This is a genomic window from Marinobacter sp. S6332, from assembly GCF_023016045.1.
Taxonomy (GTDB): Bacteria; Pseudomonadota; Gammaproteobacteria; order Pseudomonadales; family Oleiphilaceae; genus Marinobacter.
Window position 1 is genome coordinate 1 of the sequence record NZ_JALKAP010000018.1, and the last position, 20,069, is coordinate 20,069.

The 20,069-nt window shown below is 51.6% G+C and carries 19 protein-coding genes and 1 pseudogene; 15 read left to right on the forward strand and 5 right to left on the reverse strand.

The window, feature by feature from the left end:
- The first annotated feature begins 659 nt into the window (after positions 1 to 659).
- The gene (gene ltrA / locus MWU62_RS17985) at positions 660 to 2,183 is read left to right on the forward strand and encodes a group II intron reverse transcriptase/maturase (RefSeq protein ID WP_099616115.1); all 1,524 of its coding nucleotides are present in this window, start codon (positions 660 to 662) and stop codon (positions 2,181 to 2,183) included.
- A gap of 80 nt (positions 2,184 to 2,263) precedes the next feature.
- Positions 2,264 to 2,740: pseudogene (locus tag MWU62_RS17990) on the forward strand (IS3 family transposase); the annotation flags it as partial.
- Between the two features lie 163 nt (positions 2,741 to 2,903).
- Here the strand turns inward: MWU62_RS17990 and MWU62_RS17995 are convergent.
- The gene (locus MWU62_RS17995) at positions 2,904 to 4,154 is read right to left on the reverse strand and encodes a DcaP family trimeric outer membrane transporter (RefSeq protein WP_247116163.1); all 1,251 of its coding nucleotides are present in this window, start codon (positions 4,152 to 4,154) and stop codon (positions 2,904 to 2,906) included.
- Between the two features lie 334 nt (positions 4,155 to 4,488).
- Here MWU62_RS17995 and MWU62_RS18000 point away from each other — a divergent pair, with 334 nt between their 5' ends.
- Positions 4,489 to 4,785, forward strand: coding sequence for a hypothetical protein (locus tag MWU62_RS18000; protein ID WP_058341918.1), 297 nt, complete (start codon positions 4,489 to 4,491; stop codon positions 4,783 to 4,785).
- A 201-nt stretch (positions 4,786 to 4,986) separates the two neighbouring features.
- Entirely contained in the window at positions 4,987 to 6,300 is a 1,314-nt protein-coding gene (locus tag MWU62_RS18005) for an ATP-binding protein (protein WP_058341919.1), read from the forward strand.
- 30 nt (positions 6,301 to 6,330) lie between these two features.
- On the opposite strand, the gene MWU62_RS18010 is transcribed toward MWU62_RS18005, so the two are convergent.
- From MWU62_RS18010 to MWU62_RS18020, 3 genes are all read right to left on the reverse strand, one after another.
- On the reverse strand, positions 6,331 to 7,869 hold the full coding sequence (locus MWU62_RS18010; protein ID WP_247116164.1) for a hypothetical protein: 1,539 nt from the start codon (positions 7,867 to 7,869) through the stop codon (positions 6,331 to 6,333).
- Between the two features lie 73 nt (positions 7,870 to 7,942).
- Positions 7,943 to 9,349 carry a hypothetical protein gene (locus MWU62_RS18015; RefSeq protein WP_247116165.1) on the reverse strand — a complete coding sequence of 469 codons (1,407 nt, stop codon included), beginning with the start codon at positions 9,347 to 9,349 and terminating at the stop codon, positions 7,943 to 7,945.
- Between the two features lie 248 nt (positions 9,350 to 9,597).
- Positions 9,598 to 10,587, reverse strand: a complete 990-nt coding sequence (locus MWU62_RS18020) for a porin (protein WP_227714370.1) — start codon at positions 10,585 to 10,587, stop codon at positions 9,598 to 9,600.
- Between the two features lie 675 nt (positions 10,588 to 11,262).
- Between MWU62_RS18020 and MWU62_RS18025 the strand changes: the two genes are divergently transcribed.
- The 7 genes from MWU62_RS18025 (at position 11,263) to MWU62_RS18055 (ending at position 16,888) form a co-directional block, all read left to right on the forward strand.
- Positions 11,263 to 12,159 (forward strand): cation transporter, encoded by an 897-nt coding sequence (locus tag MWU62_RS18025; RefSeq protein WP_023011861.1) that lies wholly within the window; start codon positions 11,263 to 11,265, stop codon positions 12,157 to 12,159.
- A 4-nt stretch (positions 12,160 to 12,163) separates the two neighbouring features.
- A complete protein-coding gene (lspA, locus tag MWU62_RS18030) occupies positions 12,164 to 12,679 on the forward strand; it encodes a signal peptidase II (protein WP_023011862.1) in 516 nt (171 codons plus the stop codon).
- A 97-nt stretch (positions 12,680 to 12,776) separates the two neighbouring features.
- The gene (locus MWU62_RS18035) at positions 12,777 to 13,685 is read left to right on the forward strand and encodes a cation diffusion facilitator family transporter (protein WP_008169406.1); all 909 of its coding nucleotides are present in this window, start codon (positions 12,777 to 12,779) and stop codon (positions 13,683 to 13,685) included.
- 33 nt (positions 13,686 to 13,718) lie between these two features.
- The gene (locus MWU62_RS18040) at positions 13,719 to 14,720 is read left to right on the forward strand and encodes an arsenic resistance protein (RefSeq protein WP_206769037.1); all 1,002 of its coding nucleotides are present in this window, start codon (positions 13,719 to 13,721) and stop codon (positions 14,718 to 14,720) included.
- Positions 14,721 to 14,764: 44 nt separating this feature from the next.
- Positions 14,765 to 15,403, forward strand: coding sequence for a thioredoxin domain-containing protein (locus tag MWU62_RS18045; protein WP_058091791.1), 639 nt, complete (start codon positions 14,765 to 14,767; stop codon positions 15,401 to 15,403).
- A gap of 22 nt (positions 15,404 to 15,425) precedes the next feature.
- Positions 15,426 to 16,268, forward strand: coding sequence for a cytochrome c oxidase assembly protein (locus tag MWU62_RS18050; protein ID WP_023010648.1), 843 nt, complete (start codon positions 15,426 to 15,428; stop codon positions 16,266 to 16,268).
- On the forward strand, positions 16,265 to 16,888 hold the full coding sequence (locus MWU62_RS18055) for an SCO family protein (RefSeq protein WP_058341922.1): 624 nt from the start codon (positions 16,265 to 16,267) through the stop codon (positions 16,886 to 16,888). The genes MWU62_RS18050 and MWU62_RS18055 overlap by 4 nt, the downstream gene beginning before the upstream one ends.
- A 61-nt stretch (positions 16,889 to 16,949) precedes the next feature.
- On the opposite strand, the gene MWU62_RS18060 is transcribed toward MWU62_RS18055, so the two are convergent.
- Entirely contained in the window at positions 16,950 to 17,357 is a 408-nt protein-coding gene (locus MWU62_RS18060; protein ID WP_008173636.1) for a helix-turn-helix domain-containing protein, read from the reverse strand.
- Positions 17,358 to 17,426: 69 nt separating this feature from the next.
- Here MWU62_RS18060 and MWU62_RS18065 point away from each other — a divergent pair, with 69 nt between their 5' ends.
- From MWU62_RS18065 to MWU62_RS18080, 4 genes are all read left to right on the forward strand, one after another.
- A complete protein-coding gene (locus MWU62_RS18065) occupies positions 17,427 to 18,152 on the forward strand; it encodes a cation diffusion facilitator family transporter (RefSeq protein WP_008173639.1) in 726 nt (241 codons plus the stop codon).
- Positions 18,149 to 18,583: a disulfide bond formation protein B gene (locus tag MWU62_RS18070; RefSeq protein WP_200365857.1), complete on the forward strand. Its 435-nt coding sequence runs from the start codon at positions 18,149 to 18,151 to the stop codon at positions 18,581 to 18,583. The genes MWU62_RS18065 and MWU62_RS18070 overlap by 4 nt, the downstream gene beginning before the upstream one ends.
- The gene (locus tag MWU62_RS18075) at positions 18,580 to 19,257 is read left to right on the forward strand and encodes a thioredoxin domain-containing protein (protein ID WP_008173644.1); all 678 of its coding nucleotides are present in this window, start codon (positions 18,580 to 18,582) and stop codon (positions 19,255 to 19,257) included. Before MWU62_RS18070 ends, MWU62_RS18075 begins: the two co-directional genes overlap by 4 nt.
- 81 nt (positions 19,258 to 19,338) lie before the next feature.
- Positions 19,339 to 20,061, forward strand: coding sequence for a cytochrome c biogenesis protein CcdA (locus MWU62_RS18080; protein WP_008173647.1), 723 nt, complete (start codon positions 19,339 to 19,341; stop codon positions 20,059 to 20,061).
- Positions 20,062 to 20,069 lie beyond the last annotated feature (8 nt).

Genomic DNA, 20,069 nt, shown 5'->3' on the forward strand with positions numbered 1-20,069 from the left:
GTGTGCCCGGAGTCCAGGGCGAGCATGGAAGCTCAAATGGACCACGAGTCTATCTGGAATATTGAACCGGTAATTCAGGAGGAAGTAACCAATCAATCCCACCCACTGTGAGGGTGGTGAGCCTGAGCGGCAGTGACCTGCGGTATGCCCGCAGGGTGATGTAACCCGCTGACAACGGGGATTGAGGCGAGGTCACTAAGCCAAGATGATCCTCAAGGCTGAGTGCTGAAAGGCTGAAGAACATGAACCCATTCATCCGCCTCTGTGGGTTGAAATGTCACCACGGCTTACGTGACCTGATAAGCCGTACGGGAAGGTTGGGCAGCATGACGCATAGGCGCTGCCAAACGAAGAAGTCCAAATTGGTAGCTCGGGCTTCGGTTCAGCAGTATCCATCACAGATTGGACTGCTGCTTCCTGTCAACTTGCGGCAAGCAAGGGTAAAGAGTGCGATGGGCAGCCTCCTCAGCATGCTGGAGTCCAGATAGGTAAACCGGGGAAGGTCAATATTGGATGCCAAGGGGGCATGACCCCGATGCCAAGTTGACTGGCGGAGCTCCCGTAGTAGTCCGCGATGGGGAAAGCCCATTACATGGCGAAGGGGAGCAGTTTAAACGTGTTTGCCAAGCAAACTACCTGACCAAACAAGGTGAAGACCTTTGATAATCAGCGAAATGCAACGCAAGCTAGCGACCTGGACAACAACCGACCCCACCCGCCGGGTGGACAGGTTGTTGCGCCTGATAGCACAGCCTGACTGGCTCGCAGAAGCGGCTCGGGTCACTCTGTCTTCCAAAGGGGCAAACACGCCCGGGATAGACGGAGAGATCAAGCTGACTGTGCAGGACAGGCTGCCGGCTATTCTTCAACAGATCAGGAGTGATTTACTCTCCGATGTTTACCAGCCGTTACAGGCCCGAAGGGTGTATATCCCAAAGGCCAACGGCAAGCAACGACCACTGGGTATCCCGACCCTACGCGACCGCATCGTTCAACGGGCCATGTTAATGGCGATGGAGCCCATGTGGGAGAGCGACTTCCATACGCTCTCCTACGGGTTCCGACCGGAGCGGAGCGTTCATCACGCGATCCGTACAGTGAAACTGCAACTGACGGACAATAAGGAAACGCGCGGACGCTGGGTCATTGAAGGGGATCTGTCCAGCTACTTTGATACCGTGCATCACCGGCTTCTGATGAAAGCTGTACGTCGCAGAATCAGGGACCGACGGTTCCTGAACCTTCTCTGGCGATTCATAAAAGCCGGTCATATTGATGCAGGTCTTTTCCGGGCAGCAAGTGAGGGCGTACCTCAGGGCGGTGTTATATCGCCACTGCTATCGAATATCATGTTGCATGAGTTCGATCAGTACCTGAATAGGCGCTACCTCGGCAAAAAGGCCCGAAAGGATCGATGGTACTGGAACCACAGTATCCGAATCGGTCGAAGCTCAGCCATCCGAGAGAACCGACAATGGAAGCCAGCCGTCGCCTACTGCCGCTATGCCGATGACTTTGTGGTTATCGTCAAGGGCACCAAAGCCCAGGCAGAGGCGATTAGAGAAGAATGCCGGGAGATGCTGGAAGGAACTCTCAAGCTGACACTGAACATGGATAAGACCAAGATTACCCATGTGAATGACGGCTTCGTGTTCCTGGGGCATCGCATCATCCGCAAGCGGAGCCGCTATGGCGACATGCGGGTGGTGACGACAATCCCCCGGGATAAGGCACGTAACTTTGCAGCATCTTTAACCGCCAAGCTGTCAGGCAATTATAGTGAAAGCAAAATCGACATGGTCGAATCCATCAACCGAAAGCTGAAAGGCTGGGCGGCGTTCTACCAGTTCGTCGATTACAAAGCGAAAGTCTTCAGCTACATCGATGGTGTCGTGTTCTGGAAACTGGCCCATTGGCTGGGCCGCAAATATCGCTCCCGGCTCAAACCGCTGATGCGTCATTGGTTCAAAGCCCCGGCTTCAGGTCAAAGTAAGACTTGGGTGCTGTATGGCAAAACCAATCAGGGGCTATTTAGTGGCGCCATCCTGTACCGACTCGTCGGTCACGGGAAAAAGCGATTCCGTTGGCGTCTTCCAGAGGGTAATCCCTACCTGAGGACAGAGTCCAGAAACACGTGGACCTCTCGCTTTCCCGAAGTTGCTATGGCCTTCGCCAGCGTTTAAGCGGAGAGCCGGATGCGCTGAAAGGTGCACGTCCGGTTCGGAGAGGAGAGGCAGGGAGATAGTTCGACTACGCCCTGCCTCTTACTCTACTCTGGAGCGGCCAGCGATGGAGCTATCTGGCTGTGGTGCTGGACCTATATGCCCGGCGAGTTGTTGGCTGGGCAATGTCATCCAGTCCAGATGCGGACCTGGTTGTAAAAGCTCTGGATCACGCCTGGGAACAGCGTGGTCAGCCAGAGAAAGTCATGTTCCACTCGGATCAGGGCAGTCAGTACGCCAGTCGCAAGTTCCGTCAGAGGCTCTGGCGCTATCGAATGACACAAAGCATGAGCCGGCGTGGCAACTGCTGGGACAACGCACCGATGGAGCGACTGTTCCGAAGTCTGAAATCTGAGTGGATACCGGCCCTGGGTTATCGAAATCTGCCTGAGGCAAAAAGAGATGTTGGTGGCTATCTGATGGACTACTACAACCGGCAGCGGCCTCACGCATTCAACGGCGGCATTTCGCCTGTTGCAGCTGAGGAAAACCTTAAAATACTGTCCGGGATTAGTTGACCACTACAGGTCGAATCGACGAGACAATGGCAGGGATAGCGTCGTAAAAGGAGGAGAGGTGAAAGAGCCCCTGACGGCATCGCGTGTAAGTGAACAATAACGTACGACGGGCCTACTGAGGCCCGTCGTGGGGTCCAACTATGTGAAGCAATGTAATAGCGATTTAAAAGCTAAACTGTGCAGCCAACTGAAGACGGGTATTGTCAGCTGACTCACCGTTTGCCAGTTCTTTGTTGGCGTACGACAGCTCAACCCCTACAGTCACCGGATCCGCCACTTGGTAGAAGTTGCTGAAGTACGCGCTCTCTAGCGTTTGGAAAGAGTTTGGAAAGAGAGTCTCGTCCTGATCACCCTCTAAAAACCCATAGGCCACACTCGTGGTGAATTTTGGCGTCCACTTATGGCTCGCCGCAACGTTGAAGCCATAAGCCTCGATAGTTTCGAGATCACCATCGGAAGTTATATATGCCTCACCGATGCCAGTCCGACTCGCAGTGCTGTCGTTGTTACTATACGAGCTGTAAAGATAACGACCTACACCATCGCCTAAAACAACTCCGGCCATGAGCGAGGTTTCTGAAGTGACGTTGAGTCGACCAGCCGCCATGACGCCATATCCAAACGCAGCGTCGTCACCTGTCGCACTGGCGTCGTCGGTCTTAAGAGAACGGGCCAAGCCAGCAACCTCAAATCCACCACCAGACCCAGTCCACTTGTAACGGGCTGTAAGGTCAGGAACGGTATCACGTGAACCTTCAAACCCACTGGTTTCAGGATTTTCAGCTGACACCGAGAACTGTCCGTCACCCAGGCCCATCGTGTAACGAATCTGTGCCTGACGAATAAAGCTCACACCCACAGGCCCATTAAAGTCCAGTGTAGTCGGGTAAGCCGTAAAGTGCATAAAGTTACTCCACGTCTGACCCGCGAGCCAGCCGTTGAGCTCGCCATAGGCGTGACGAATACGAAGCCCCCGTGAATTGGAGAACAGTTCGTTGCCACCACCGCCGTAGAAGTCTGCCTCAACAACTGTCTTGGCTTCTCCAATATCGGTCGGGGTACTGGTTCCGAGACGCACTCGTGATTGACGGGCATGCGCTCTCAAAGAGCTATCACCATCCTCTACGGATGTATCGAGAACACTCGGATCATGCAAGTCACCGACATCCTGGTCTGTGTCGTAAATCATATCCAATTTTACGTAACCACCAATCGTAACCGAAGTGTTTGTGCCGGGCAGCAACCACCCCTTGGAATCATTGGTCCCCGCCATCTGATCCACCTGACTGCGCAAGTCATTGATCTGCTTTTGAAGTTCCGCAGTTGATTGCGCCAAAGCAGATGGGACCACCAGGCCCATGGTTGAAATCGCAAGTGTTGCTCTTATCGCTAACCTAAGTTTTTTAGTTTGCATTATAAATCAGTCTCCGTGAGCTTTCGTTATAAGATCCCCTACCGGCGATCGACACCTCATAAACCAAACGGTAAGGCGCTTCGGTTACATGCCACCACCGGTAAGTTGCTGGTTATGCCGGCACTTTCAGCCAGAACAACACATCACCATTGATAGCAGATGAACTTGAAACGAAGTTGAAAAAAAGAACCCTTAATACCTTTGTATTAACACTCCATCGCAACCGTTCTTCTAACTATGCCCTTTTTTCATCATCTAATTTTGTTTTTTCAAGCTGAGTTAAAGTTCATCTGTTTCCATTGGAATGCAGGCCATTCAACTTAAAGGTGACTCCATGAGAAAACATCTCTTGCTCACATCTCTAGCATTAACCATGGCGGCAGGAAGTCTCCATGCCTCTGAGGCCAACGATGATAAGCTGGCACAAAACATGCTCTCTAAAAGCGGCATTCAGGATATGAAGAGACAGCATAGGGTAATGACACAGGCGGCCTTATCTGAAGTGGGCATGGAGGCACGCCGGAAATTGATGTTATCGAATAACGACGATATCTATCACGAGATGATCAAATCGGGAGATATCAATCTATCTGAACTGGACCAGTTTTCAGAAGATCAGTTTAGTCATTAGAACGAGTTTCGCACTACGTTCCTGTCGATTGAAGACGGCTGATGAATTAAGAAGAAAATTTCGCCAATAGATGATATTTAAAATCCAGTTGCATTGTGAATGGTCTCCACCATTCCGTCTTGCCGCACTACTTTTGTAGTGCGGCTTTTTTCGGCCTAGTTTTAGTCGATACAACTTCTAACCACCTGATTGGCAGCCAATATGCCTAGAAAAAAACAACGCCCTTCAATAAAACGGAAACTGCTTACTTTCTTGGCTCTAACGGGCTTCGCGTGTACCGGGCTAATATTCTACTCACACACTCTTTTAATCGACTATATCCATGACGAGCTTCACAGGCAGCAGTTAGAGGCTGCAGGCAACCGACTTGTAAAGATGCTAACAAATCATAAAGGAGAAATTACAAAATCCTCTATCAGAAATATTTCATTGTCTCAATATTCTATTCACATCGAAGACAGTCAAGGTCGGAGTTTTACAAGCGAGAACATTAAACCGAATTTACAGGTGGTAGAATCATTCAGAAAGCCTGGAATTTTTCACATATCGGATGATGATCGCTCAATCCTTGGCTACTACAAAATATTTAATAATAGAAAAGATAAACTAAGCGTTACTATAATTGAAAAAAGCTCCTACTCACCAAACACGCTTGACAAAATCCACGTTCTTATATGGATAATATCTTTTACAATTCTCGTTACGATATCATTGATCATATTTATTGGGGTAACTATCGCACTAAAACCCTTAAAAATGATGAGTGCCCAATTAACGTCGCTTAAAAAGGGTCAGCGTAATAGACTGGATGAGAACGTACCTGAAGAATTCAATGAACTTGTCAAACATCTTAATCGTCTATTAGAGTCGTACGACAAAAAACTTACCCGTTCACGCCACCTAGCCGCAGATATTTCTCATAGCTTAAAAACCCCCCTTGCCGTCATAAACTCCATGATCAATGACGAAGCCATTCCCACCACAATCGCGAGTCAAATTAAGTCTCAACTGTCTGAAATGCACGAGCTGATCGACACTCAAATGAGAAAAACCGAAATGTCCGGTCAGTACATTGGAAAGGCGACACCGATCATTGAGAGAACTCTGGCACTGGTGGACGTAGTCAGTCGAATCTATCCTTACAAACAGATCCATCTTCAAGAAACATTACCCAGAGAGCTTGTCTGGCCAATTGATGAGCGTGATTTTAATGAGATCTTGGGTAATGTGCTTGATAACGCAAGCAAATGGTGCTCTCAGGAAGTTCATCTACACTTGAAACTTCACGATGACACTTTGACCATTCTTGTTGAAGATGACGGCCCCGGAGTAGCGTCACACCAACTCGCCGATCTTACCAAGCGCCAGAAAAGACTGGACGAAAAAACCCCTGGCTATGGCCTTGGCCTATCAATCGTTGAGGAAATCATCAATGACTACGGTGGTGCCATGCATTTTTCTTTATCACCCAAAGGTGGTCTTCGGGTTCTAATCGAGCTTCCCAGAAGCATTTGACGACTACAAGGGCAACTTATCCAGCTTTAGTCAGCGACCAGTAGGCATAGCAGCCCGATACACCAACGTCTCAACGTCAAAACTGTCACTTTGAACTGAGTTTTCATCCGGCGACATAAAGAATAACTCTGTATTGCCTGATACGGGGGACACCGGAACCGACGTTAGAAGACTTGTTGACTGCGTTTTGGGAGATTTCCCGGATCTCAGCGTCAACCAATCAACTCGAGTATCATAAACACCTATCATATCTTCGGCTGCACTGGATTCCTGTGGAATCCCGATATTAACTGCGTCCCCACCGGAGCGTACGAGCAGGTTCGGCAAAAATAGTGTTTGCCTCGGACTAAACACCAACTCAGGCGACACGTCGTAAGTCATACTCGTGCCTGCCACCCGGCTTCCAATCTCATAGTCCAGATGTGGGCCCTCGGTGCCAGCAGGGAAAAATGAAACCTTCCCTTGGGAGACGGTCACCATATTCAAAGGTCTCGGTTCGTTCTGAACAACGGCACCGATTACCCGGAACACTGGCGTGTACTGGCTTAATTCTTCATGAACGGCCTTCTCAAGATCAGGCCCGTTCGGTGAGATTGATATTTTATAGATCTCTGAACCAAACCCCTGCTCTGAGTAGAAAGACTGCCCGAGAATAGTTTCCCGGCGACCGTCAGCGTCCAAATCCTGCAATCCCAAGATTAAGGGAATGAAACCGATGGTTTCAGCCTTCCCCTCGGCCAACTGGATCAAAGAACTTGAAACACTACGGCCATTCCACTGATTCAAAATGAGGTAATATGAGTTCTCTGAAACGTACCAGTCCATTCGGATGACTTTCTCCCGACGGGGCACCTCAATGGACGCCAGGCTCTGAACAGCCCCGCTGGAATCAACAAGGAAAAAGCTGAGTTTGTTTCCATGCTCCGCCGCAAAATAGTAATCGCTGCCAGAACGAAACGCGGACAACGACTTTGCATTGATTGGCAGCTTCGCATATGGAGACGATGAAGCCTCCCCCTCAACTGAACCTACCCGATGTGCTTCAGCATCGGTCTGTACGATGCCGACCAACCAGGTGTTATTGTAGGTCGCAACGGCTTGACCTCTCCCGGTAACTTGAAAGCGCACCAATGGCACATCGTTTGACGCCTCTGGCTCGTCCCGCCACAAAAGATCAGGAAATCGGGCTTTCAACGCCGGCGTTACCGGCGTGGGATCGCCGACTCTGTCAGTAAACACCGCCGGAATACCGTAGAAGCGTTTCGATACAGCGCCAACGGAGGGCATCGTTCCAAACAGCACTTTCCCTACTGCTTGATCCTTTCCGATACTCTCGATACCGATGACTGCAAGGTTTTTCTCCGGGATGCCTGCATGATCAGGCTCCCGCAACACAACAAACAAATCACCTACCTCAACAGTGGCATCGTCGACTGTGAGGGAAAGCACTTTTTGATCACGATCTACCTGAATGACCTTTGCCTTTGCTGGATGCTCACGCTCAACCGACTGTACCGCACCAGCTAGTAGTAGCATCAGGAACACAAATACTGCAGAACGAGTCATCATAGGAAAAAGTCACTTAATGCGGATTCATTTCGTATAACAAAAGCGGGGTGGCGCTCCCACCACCCCGTTCTTGTTAGAACTTGTACCTTACCCGACCGGCAACATGAACAATGTCCTGATCGCTTTTGCCGTCCTGTAAGGCAGTTTCCTCCAGCGCATCCATGGCATCGCCTGATGCCAGGTATGCAGCTTCTGCCGACAACTCAAGCGAAGGGTATGGGAAGTACGAGACCTTGGAGCCAAATTCCAGTCCGAGATCTTTTGAGGACGATCCATCGGCAAGTGCAATGTCCTCAGCCAAGCGGTTGTAGACAATCATTCCGCTGACCGTAATATTGGCCGCTACTTTATGATCGAGCTGTAGCTTGTTCATGAAATACCCTTTGTCGAGGATATAGGGCGTTTCGGCGAAGTAGTCATCGCTCGTCATGTTTTCCTGAAAAATCATACTGTCGCTGAAGTCGACATCCGTGGCGATGAAGGCGTCGAAGTCCCCGTCTTGCTCATTGCCATCGCCCGATGCGTAGAGCACGGTGTACGTCAGTTGGTTTGGTCCAAATTGCAGCCCGAGCTCGCCGCGTCCCAGAAAGGTCGAAAGGTCATAGTTCGTATTGGGGTTCGTAGTACCATTCAATGGGACGAAATTTACACCTTCTATTGTTCCGCTTTGGCCAATCACCGTACCCTTCACGAACATGCGGCCTAGCGACATCTCTAGACCATAATCCATCTCCACCCCGAAGCTGGAAACGGAATATTTGGAGTTATCAGCGATGCTCTTCAGTTCATACTCCCTGCTATTTACCGTACCTACTCCCTCAGCAATTTGATCATTCATCTGATAGAGATAGAATAGGCCCGCGCTCAGGTTCGGTGAGTAACGCTTGTTCAGGTTGACCGCGAAGTTGTCCGCGCCATCCCAGCCTTCGTCCTGTTCTGAGTCGACGCCGCTCTCATTGGAAGAGTCACCTCGCCCCCATAACAACTGATAGTCAAATCCAGAGCCCAGTGAGCCTTTCCAAACAGCGGCTGTGGCGGTTTCAGTCCAGACATGGCGGTTCACTGACACTGGCTGCAAGCCCAGCGAGACGCGCTGGTCTAGCGTGTTGGGCACCAAGAAATCCACATAAGCCCACCGTGTTTCGATGTTCACACCATCACCGGAATAGTCGCCACCCGACCCCTCACCGTAGCGGATGCCACCAATCTCCGTCGCGAATACACCGGTAACTTTCTTGTCGTCGGAAGTTGCCTTCGCCCAGAAGCGATATTTGACCTCGCCGAAGCTCTCGGTCGGCTCGTCATCTTTCAGCGTACCGCCACCTGAGTTACCACCAGAAAACCAGTCTCTTTGATTGGTGTAAGCCTGAAAGCGGTTATCCATATCACCGTGGAATTCAATCTCCGCTGCCGTCGCGGCCCAACTTCCCGACAGTGTTGTCATCCCTGCAATCGCAGTGGCCAGAATGTTGCGTTTCAATGTAATCCCCTCCAGTTTCTTTCTTGATTGTTTGTGATATCCGATTCGTACGGATCGTGGCGTAAATCTTAAAACCAGCTAGAACAACGGACTAAAGGTCAAAAAAAAGGCGGGAATGAAGCATTCCCGCCATTAAATAACCTTAGATAACTCACAAGTAGGCTCTCACACGAACCTTAAATGAACTTGAAATCCGGAAAAGATTTCAGATACGTCGGTCTCCCTGTATTCAGCGATCACGCTCGACCCTACATGGAAAACTTATGCTCGAAGCCCACACCAAATGTGGAGTCCTCAGAGTCAGCCAAGTCCGCCTCCACCTGAGACACGTAAGCATAAACCTTACTCTTGCTAGCCAGTTTATAATCGAGCCCCAAGGCCAGCAGGGTTAGCTCCTCGTTTGTTGTCTCGGCTTCTGTCAGTCCGTACTGCGCCTTGATCTTCCAACGCTCAAGGTTAACGGCACCGCCAACCAGATAAGACGTATCTTCTCCAGGGCCATCGCTTTCTTCTGCCAACTGGTAAACTGCGCCGATCTCGAAGTTGCTTAATCGGACCTTCCCTACGGTTCGCAGGATATTGAGACGACTATCGCCACTTGAATCGGCTTCCAGTGAATCTTCGATATCAGAATCGTAGGCAATACTTCCGTAGAAATGGTCATTCTCAAACGTAAAAGAGCTGGAAACTGCATCCGCAGGTCCGTCGTTCTCTGCCCCAGCTGACTGCTCTTCACCCGGGATGACGGCAACACTAACGCCCACAGCATCAAACAGACGTGGAGAACTGTATTGAACAATGTTGCTGGTCCGATTTTCACCAGCCATGATATTTTTTATATCCGCCTGTAAGTCGTTGAACTGGTCAACCTTGCCCTGCGCTGACTTTAAAGGTGTGTCAAATTTTCCCGCAATCAGTGCACCGAGGTTCGCCTGCTTGAAGCCACCGTAAATATTACGCTGCGAGAAAGTCTGGCCATCCTTATCTCCATCATCAATCGATATTTCAAATTCTGCCTTGTAGATCGCCTCCAAGCCTTCGAGGTCGGTATTGAGCGCCCCTTTTACCCCCAGACGGGACGCATTACTCTGGAGCTTCCAGGTATCGCTATTACCGTCGTCCTGGTTTTCATACGAAACATTGGCTTTGCCGTACAGGATAGGACCTTCCCCCGCTAGTGCATTCATTGAAGTTACTGCAACCCCACCAAACACCAACATTGATAGACACTTTTTCATGGACACCTCTTCAGATTAGATAGATTCAAAATGACACTTGAAGTCTTTCAAATGCTGAGTAGATGGTGCTTTGCACTTATTGCAGAGTTGTTACATTTTTAAATTTTTTCTTTGTATTTCAACAACCTAAAACCAAAACCTTTTATTATATCCTTTGACACTGAATTGAACTTGAATATAAGCGGCTGTCTTCGTACATCGCGTCGTGGGCACGGAAGCGCTTTCCGTCTGACGCCAGGTCATTCACTAAATTCTTCTGTTCGCTCCCTGTGTTGGCCCCCGCTAAACCGGACACCACCTTGTTAATTTGATGCCAGCTCTGCCCGGTATTCCCCGGGCGATCTAATTGTTCCGCCCGTTCACGCCCTTTTTCCAGCGACCGGCCTGCCAAGACAATGTCGCTGTCGATCCGTTGCCCAAGAGTGTTGCAATAGCCGCCCCTGCAGCTCCGTAGCTACCAAGGATTAGTACGCTCTTGTTGCCCTGCCTCATCGTTGCTCAAACTCCTTTTAATGTACTCCAGTTCAACTCTTTAGTTACTACAGGGTCATACCGCAAGTCGTCGAATCGCGGTGGGTTCACCAGTGTCGTCAAAAACTAACAACTTAACGTTGACCCTGTAGTGACTACAGGGTTTTAAATAACGGAACTTGTGTGAGAACCGGAGCCGCGAAAATGAGCAAACCCTGCGATGGACAGTGTGGCAGCGAAGATTCTGTCGTTAACAATGAGCTTCAGAGCCCCGTCACCGCCGAAACAGACAGCCAGCTCAGCACCTACAGCGTGCCGAAAATGGATTGCCCCTCAGAAGAGCGAATGATTCGAATGGCGCTCACGGGTTTTGACAACATTCAGTCACTCTCATTCGACCTATCGAATCGAAAGCTGGAAATTATCCATCAAGGCGAAGTCGGACCTATTACCAGCAAACTGGAAACCCTGGGTCTGGGCGCTTCCTTGCAGAGGACAGAAGACGCCAGCGCTGAATCCGTCAGAGCGGCTGAATCTTCTAAGGCCAACGAAAGCGAAGAGTCCGGCACTTTATGGATACTGCTGGCAATCAACGCACTGATGTTTCTGGTCGAGATGACGATGGGCCTGATCGCCCAGTCCGCTGGCCTGATTGCAGACTCGCTAGACATGCTTGCCGATGCCGCCGTCTACGGTCTCGCGCTTTACGCCGTTGGGCACGGCATCAAAATGCAGGTCAGAGCGGCGCATGTGGCTGGCATACTCCAGCTTATCCTTGCCGCTGGGGTACTGGTTGAAGTTGGCAGGCGCTTTCTGTTTGGCAGTGATCCCCAGTCGTCAATGATGATGGCCGTCGCATCTGTGGCCCTTATTGCCAACATCAGTTGCCTGCTCCTGATCGCCAAACACCGTGACGGCGGTGCTCACATGAAAGCCAGCTGGATATTTTCGGCCAATGATGTGGTTATCAATCTGGGAGTTATCCTTGCAGCCCTTCTTGTTGCCTGGACCGGCTCCAACTACCCGGATCTGGTTATTGGCGGTATTGTGGGAGGCATTGTACTCATTGGTGCCAAGCGCATCCTTGCGCTAAAAGGATAATTCGATGTCTGAAGACCGTTCTCGCTTTTTTACGCTCACTTTTCTCGGCTTTTCGGCACTTATAGCTCTGGCCGACCAACTTATTAAATGGCTCGTCCAGCAATCCATGGCTTACGGACAATCGGTTGAGATCACCCCTTTCTTTAATTGGGTGCACGTATGGAATAAAGGCGCTGCCTTCAGTCTCTTTGCCGATGGCGGTGGCTGGCAGCGATATTTTTTTATTGCGATAGCCATTGTCGTCTCGGCTGTTCTGGTCAAATTGATTCGGGACAGCCATAAGCGAACCGAAGCACTAGCCTATTCGATGGTACTTGGCGGTGCATTTGGAAATGTCATCGACCGAGTTTTTCGAGGCTATGTTGTCGATTACCTGGATTTTCATTGGCAATCCCGGCACTGGCCGGCGTTCAACCTTGCCGACGTGTTCATCGTCCTGGGCGTGGCCATGATTTTGGTCACGAGCTTCACAGCCGAGAAAGGTGCCGGGAATAACATGGAAAATCGCCAGAATGGCTAGTTTTCGCGCGGTCGCAACACTCGCTAAGCCCTCTGAGCCAGGCTTAGCGAGTGTTGCGACTACGTTTAATTGAACAGCAACGACCAAGGAGAAAACAATGGGCCACGAGCATGCTCACATGTCACCGGATACTAAGGATAAGAGAGTTGCAGTAGCTATCTGGGCGAACGGTATCCTAACCTTGGCTCAGATCGCTGGAGGGATCTTCGCTGGCAGCTTGGCGCTGATAGCCGACGCTATACACAACTTTTCGGATATGGCGTCACTATTTATCGCATTTGCGGCGCGGAAGATTGCACGCCGCCCGGCCGACTCGAAGATGACCTTTGGCTACGGGAGAATTGAGGTTGTTGCGGCACTCATAAATTACACCACTTTGATAATGATCGGGGCATATTTGATCTACGAAGGTGGCATGCGATTCATAGATCCCCCGGAAATCAAGGGGTGGTGGGTAGTTTGGCTTGGCATTATCGCATTGGTAGTGGATGGTTTGACCGCGCTGCTTACTTACTCCATGCAAAAGGACAGCGTCAACATCCGTGCGCTGTTTCTACACAACTTGTCTGATGCGTTTGCGTCAATTGCAGTCGTTGTAGGCGGCGCCCTGATTCTCCTGTACGACATGCGTTGGGTTGATCCCGCGATCACAATTGGTATCGCAAGCTATATTCTCTACCTGGGTCTAACGGAAATCGGCGGAACCATCCGGACACTCATGCTGGGTAGTCCATTGGATATCGACACAGATTCTGTCATCGAGGCTTTATCAAACGTAGAAGGCGTTTTAGACCTTCACCACGTACATTTCTGGCAGATGGGTGAGCATGATGCCTCCCTCGACGCCCATGTGGTGGTCGAAATAAGTGCCTGGAATGAACTTGAAAAAGTCAAGGGTGGGATAAAACGAACTTTGGAAAACGAGTTCGGCATCACTCATTCAACATTGGAGTTTGAACATCCTGATCACAGTCACAAAGATGCCCATACTTATGGCCATGGCTAGCAGGGCTGCTGAAAAGGGTACCGTGTGGCAGATATGCTGCGAATGGCCGACATTCCACTCGGTTACGAGCACGCCATGCGAGACGTAATTGAACGCCACCAGGTCTGGGCCTACCTCATCGCTGTTGTTTTCGGACTGTCTGTGGATTGGACATCGTCCCTCGGTGACAGTGTGCCGGATTACTTAATCTGGGGGTTGCTCGGAGTTCTGCTCTACGCCACATTTACTCAAACACCGTTGACCCACCTGTCTGATATGTTCCGGGACCGTCGGTTCATGGGTGCCTTGCTCACCGGAAATTTTCTGGTCATGCCGGCGATCACTGCCTTGCTGATATTGGCGCTGCCGGACAATGACGCGCTGAAGTTGGGAGTGCTTCTGGTATTGCTGATGCCCTGTACCGACTGGTTTGTCACCTTCACTCACCTAGGCAAGGGGGACAGCACCCGAGCCATTGCGGCAACACCGGTTCTGCTGATTGCTCAACTGGGTCTTCTTCCACTTTACCTCTGGCTTTTCATGGGTAATCAGTTCGACGTGAATCTTGAGCTTGGGCGGCACCTCCTGCCGGCCTTTGGCGGGCTGATTATTGTCCCGCTTATCCTGGCATTTCTGACTGAAAAATGGGCCGAAAACTCCAGAAAAGCCATCGGGTTCATTCGCTTCATGGGTCTGATGCCGGTCCCTCTGCTGACAGTCGTACTGTTCATCATCTCAATGACACAGGTCAGCCAGATCGACAGTACCGGCTCACTTATCTGGCCCTTGATGATTCTGTTTCCGGCCTATCTTCTAGCTGCGGCTCTGGTTGGAAAGGCTCTGCGCCGGGTCTTTCGATTACCGGTAGAAACCGGTCGCACCGTCATCTTCAGCCTAGGAACACGCAACTCCTTCGTGGTTTTACCTTTGGCACTGTCAATGCCAGAGGCCTGGGCTGTGGCCGTCGTGGTGATTGTCGTCCAGTCTTTGTTGGAACTGTTTGGAATGATGCTTTATCTGCGGTGGGTGCCTAGTCGGCTGCTACCGGACACCTGAATAATCTGAAACCCGTAAACTCATTTAAAATAGGAAGATCTCCCGTGCAAACCCGAACCCTGGTCATCAGTCTCCTTCTTTTTTGTCTGGTTGTCTTTGCTGGTGCTTTTGTTATTTACGATCGCTCCCAGGGCACTAATGAACCCGCCGTTGTTGAAAAAACGCCACTGGTGAGGGATTACTCTCCCGTTATTGGCCCTGAGGACGCGCCGGTAACCATTGTCGAGTTCTTCGACCCATCCTGCGAAGGTTGTCGCGCCATGCATCCCTATGTGAAACAGATTCAGGCTGCCTACCCGGACAACGTGCGTCTGGTACTGCGCTACGTATTGTTTCACAAAGGCTCGGAAGAGGCCGTCAGAATCCTGGAAACCGCCCGTGAACAGGGGGTCTATGAGCCGGTACTGGACGCTGTTATGGAAGCACAACCGAAATGGCACGATGATCCAAAGGTCGCCGCAGCATGGGATGCGGCGGAGTCAGCCGGACTTGATGTCGAAGCCGCTCGGGCCGGTATGAACTCACCCGAGATTGACGGCATTATTCAACAGGATGCTGCGGACGTTAAGGCGGTTGGAATTTCCGGAACCCCAACATTCTACGTTAACGGAGACACCTTGAGCCGCCTGGGGCCTCAGGAACTGTACGACCTGGTGACATCCAAGGTAGGGTCACTGAAATAACAACAAAACAACCGGCAACGCTATGTCACTGCTTGACTACCTTTTACCCTACGATTTCTCGCCGCTGACCATACTCAGCTACATGCTCGTGATGGGATTCTATGGCGTCGGGCTAATTCGGATGCCGGAACAGGACCGGCCAGGCTCACTGCGGATCTTTGCGTTCACCCTGGGGGTACTGATCTGTTATGCGGTGATGCAGACCCGCTTCGATTACTACGCACAATACATGTTCTTCGTCCATCGGGGTCAGCACCTGATTCTTCATCATATCGGTCCGATCCTGATCGCCCTGTCCAACCCTTTACCGGTCATGCGGTTCTGGTTCGCAAAAATCAGCCCGGGCTGGAGGCATACATTGAGGCCTCTGGGCTGGGTCTATAACGTTCTGCAACAGCCTTTTATCGCCCTTTTCCTGTTTGTCGGGCTTATCTATTTCTGGCTGTGGCCATCAATCCATTTTGACGCCATGCTCAGCCGGGATCTGTATTGGGTCATGAACTGGAGCATGTTGCTGGATGGCCTGCTGTTCTGGTGGTTGATCTTTGATCCAAGACCGCCGGCGATCACCTCATCGCTGGGGTATGGCAGACGCATGTTGGTTCTGGCCGCCGCAGGTGTGCTTCAGATGTTTCTTGGGGCGTGGATCGTGTTTTCACGTGACATGGTCTATGACGTTTACGAAGTCTGTGGCAGGGCCTGGCCGCTGGACCCGGAAGTCGACCAGCTACTGGGAGGCATGCTGACCTATATTCCTCCGGCCATGATGAGCATTCTTGGCATTCTTCTGATGCTCCGGCGAGCCATGCATCAGGACGGAAAATATACCAACCAATCCAAACAACTTGAGGAAACAGCGTCATGAGAACTCGCTTCTGGCGACAGCGCACCAACATCATATCGGCGACCTTAACGCTGATAGCAGCCCTATTGCTGACTGGTTGCTTTGGCAATGACGAGGAAGACTGGAACGGTAAAAACATCAGTGGCTTGATGCCTGAGCTGGAATTCGACCTGATCAATAGCCAGGGCAAGTCTGTATCTGGCGATGATTACAGTGGCCGCGTGAGAATGCTGTTTTTCGGGTTCACCTCGTGCCCCGATGTTTGCCCGACCGCCCTGCAAAAACTCAATCAGGCAACCAGTGGCCTGGACCCCGCGCTTCAGGATGAAGTACTCACTTTGTTCGTGAGTGTCGATCCGAAACGTGACACGCCTGAGCGTCTCGCAAAATACGTGGATTTCTTCGGCGACAATATTGTAGGACTCACTGGAAAAGAACCCCAGCTTCGTGAACTGGCAAAACGATATAGAACAACCTTCGGTTATGACGAACCTGCCGCTGATGGAAATTATGCGGTGTCACACAGCAGCGCGATTTATGTATTTGATCGCGAAGGTAACCCCCGCCTCTTAATGCGGCCCGATCTGAGTAGAGAAGAAATTCGGCATGACCTCGTTGCTCTTATTCAGGAGGATGCCTGACTGAATAGACTGTCCCAACTCGAATTGAGACAGTCCTGGTTGGCGGGCACATACAAAGTGGTTAAGCAGAGCCGGAGAGTGTCTCGATAATTCGGCAGTCCATAATAACTCCGCCGTCACAACACGCACTCAGTCTTTCCAACTCGTGTTCCATTGCATGTAGATCTTTCAGTCGAGAGCGCACTTGAACCAGTTGTTGTTCAACTTTGGCGTCCACACCCGCACAGGACTCCTGCTGACGATCCGCCAGTGAAAGCAGTTCACGAATATCGTCAAGGCTAAATCCGAGCCCGCGGCTTCGTCGAATAAACAGCAGCCGCGAATGATCCTCTTCGGAGTAGAGACGATAGCCCGACTCCGAGCGGGTCGCTTTCGGCAACAGTCCAATTTTTTCGTAATAACGGATGGTCACGGGCTTAACGCCCGTATCATCAGCTAGCCGACCGACCGTGTTCCTTTTTTCGCTCATCGCTATTGACCTTATAGTTACTATAACCACCAGTGTATCGATGTATTGCACGTTTTAGGAGGGTTCGTCGTGGACAGCTGCTGTGAAAACAAGGCCGGTGAACTGGCACAATTGCGAGCGAGCCAAAGCCGGGTGCTTTACATTGCGCTTGCCATCAACGCAGTGATGTTTGTGGTGGAATTCAGCGCCGGCTGGATTGCAAGCTCTACCGCGTTGCTGGGCGATTCGCTGGATATGTTTGGCGACGCGTCTGTCTATGCACTGACACTGTTCGTGCTGGACCGAAGCCGTCGCGCGCGTGCCGGAGCGGCTTTGTTCAAAGGCGGCTTTATGCTGTTGTTCGGGCTTGTTGTTGTCGCCGATGCCATCCGCAAGCTGGTGATACAGGAAGTGCCCGCCGCCGAGTGGATGGGCGCTGTCGGCGCTCTTGCCCTGTTTGCAAACGGCGTTTGTTTTGTGTTGCTCTACCGTCATCGTGCGGACGATCTCAATATGCGTTCCACCTGGATGTGTTCCAGGAACGATCTGTTCGCCAATAGCAGTGTAATCATTGCGGCAGGATTGGTCGCCCTCACCAATACCCTCTGGCCGGACATCATTGTGGGCCTCGCCATTGCTGCGCTATTCCTGCACTCCGCTTGGCAGGTCATCCGTGAGGGTATGGAGGAATGGCGTGCCGGTGGGGCTGAAACCGCCGATAAATCGAGCAAAGATGAAGGCGATACCGCTGGAAACAGCTGCTGCTCTTCTTCGCAAAGCACTTGTGCCAATGAATCCAGAGAGCCATCCCGGTGACCACCAAGAACCGGGTGATTCCATGGGGGCTGCTGCTGTCAGCCTGGCTACTGGCGGCGGGGTCCTCGCTTTCAGCCATCTACATCGGGGAAGTTCTCGGGCAGGCTCCGTGCGTTCTGTGCTGGTTTCAGCGCGCCTTCATGTTTCCGTTGGCGGTGATTCTCGCAGTCGCCTGCTACTACTCGGATTTTAACGTTTGGCGCTACGCTATGCCGCTGTCTGTCATTGGCTCCCTGTTCGCTCTAGCCCACTCACTGCTTTATGTGGGGCTCATTCCACAACCCATTCAGCCCTGCACGGCCACTGGCCCGTCCTGCTCGGGTGACGGAATGACGATATTTGGTGGGCTGCCGCTTCCGTTTCTATCGCTGGCCATTTTTGTTGCCATCATCATTCTGCTCTTGCTTATCCGTCGGAGAGTTCATACATGAATCGTCGTGCCATCTTTGTTGTCGTGTGTCTCGTGCTGATCGCAGCCTTTTCAGCCGCCGTCCTATTCAAGCCACAGCCCCAGCAGCCTCAAAAAACGGCCACCACCGGCGAAAAGTCTGTTGCCGCTGCCGAACCGATCGCGAACCAACAAGCATTGGTACGCTTCCATTCGCCCACATTCGGGCCTGCCGACGCACCGGTGATCATCGTTGAGTTTTTCGACCCCTCCTGCGAAGCCTGCCGGGCGTTCTACCCGATCGTGAAACAGATACTTGCTGAGTATCCAGGCCAGGTGCGGCTTGTTTTGCGGTACACAATGTTCCATCAGGGTTCCGAGGAAGTCTCCAGAATTCTGGAAGCAGCTCGCCTGCAAGATGTCTATGAACCGGTGCTGGAAGCTGTGTTGGAGGTGCAGCCGGCCTGGCACGACGACCCGAAGGTTGCCAAGGCATGGGGAGCGGCCGAGGCAGCCGGTCTGGACCTGTCCCAAGCCCGTGAGGATATGCAATCCGAACGGATAAGCGCCATCCTTGATCAGGACATGCAGGACGTCAAAACCATCGGTGTTCGGGGCACCCCGACTTTTTTCGTGAATGGCCGCCAACTCACGGAGTTTGGTCCCAAACCGCTACTTCGTCTTGTTCAGGAGTCGCTCCCAGACGCACAGAAATAGTCGACCGGTGTCGAACAAAACACGGATGGGCTTGATGCCCTCCACCGTCAACTGAACTCAGAAAATTGAGGACTCACGGAAATGCCAGATCTTGCGACATGGGGAATGCTGGCTGCTTTTTTTGGCGGCCTGGTGTCATTTTTCTCACCCTGCACTCTGCCGCTGGTTCCGGGGTATCTATCGGTCGTTACGGGCGGCACTGTCACAGACCGTTCGAGTCGACTGCAATCTCTGTGGCTCAGTATCTGTTTTGTCCTTGGGTTCAGTGTAGTGTTCATCGCTTTTGGTGCCAGCGCTAGTCTGCTCGGTCAGTGGCTGATGGCCTACCGGCAGGAAGCCAATCTGGTGGCGGGCATTCTGATTGTGCTGATGGGGCTATTTATGCTGGGCTGGTGGAGCATGCCCGCGTTACAGCGCGACTGGCGCTTTGGGCAAACCCTTGAGGGTGGACGGCCCACGGCAGCGTTCCTTCTCGGCTTGGCCTTTGCCGTCGGGTGGACACCGTGTATTGGCCCGATATTGGGCGCTATCCTGGCTCTCAGTTCCACCCATGCGAATGCTGAAACCGGCATGCTGTACCTGGCCGTTTATTCGCTGGGGTTGGCAATTCCATTTTTGGCAACGGCTTTATTTATTAAGCACTTTCGGGCGCGAGTGCGCTGGATGAGCCGCTGGAGTCAGTCACTGAGAATCCTGGCAGGGCTGGTTCTGGTTGTTATGGGGGTAATGGTGCTGACGGGACAGATGACCCGGTTTGCATCATGGATGTTATCCGCATTTCCGGTACTCGGAAGACTCGGTTGATCCCGGGC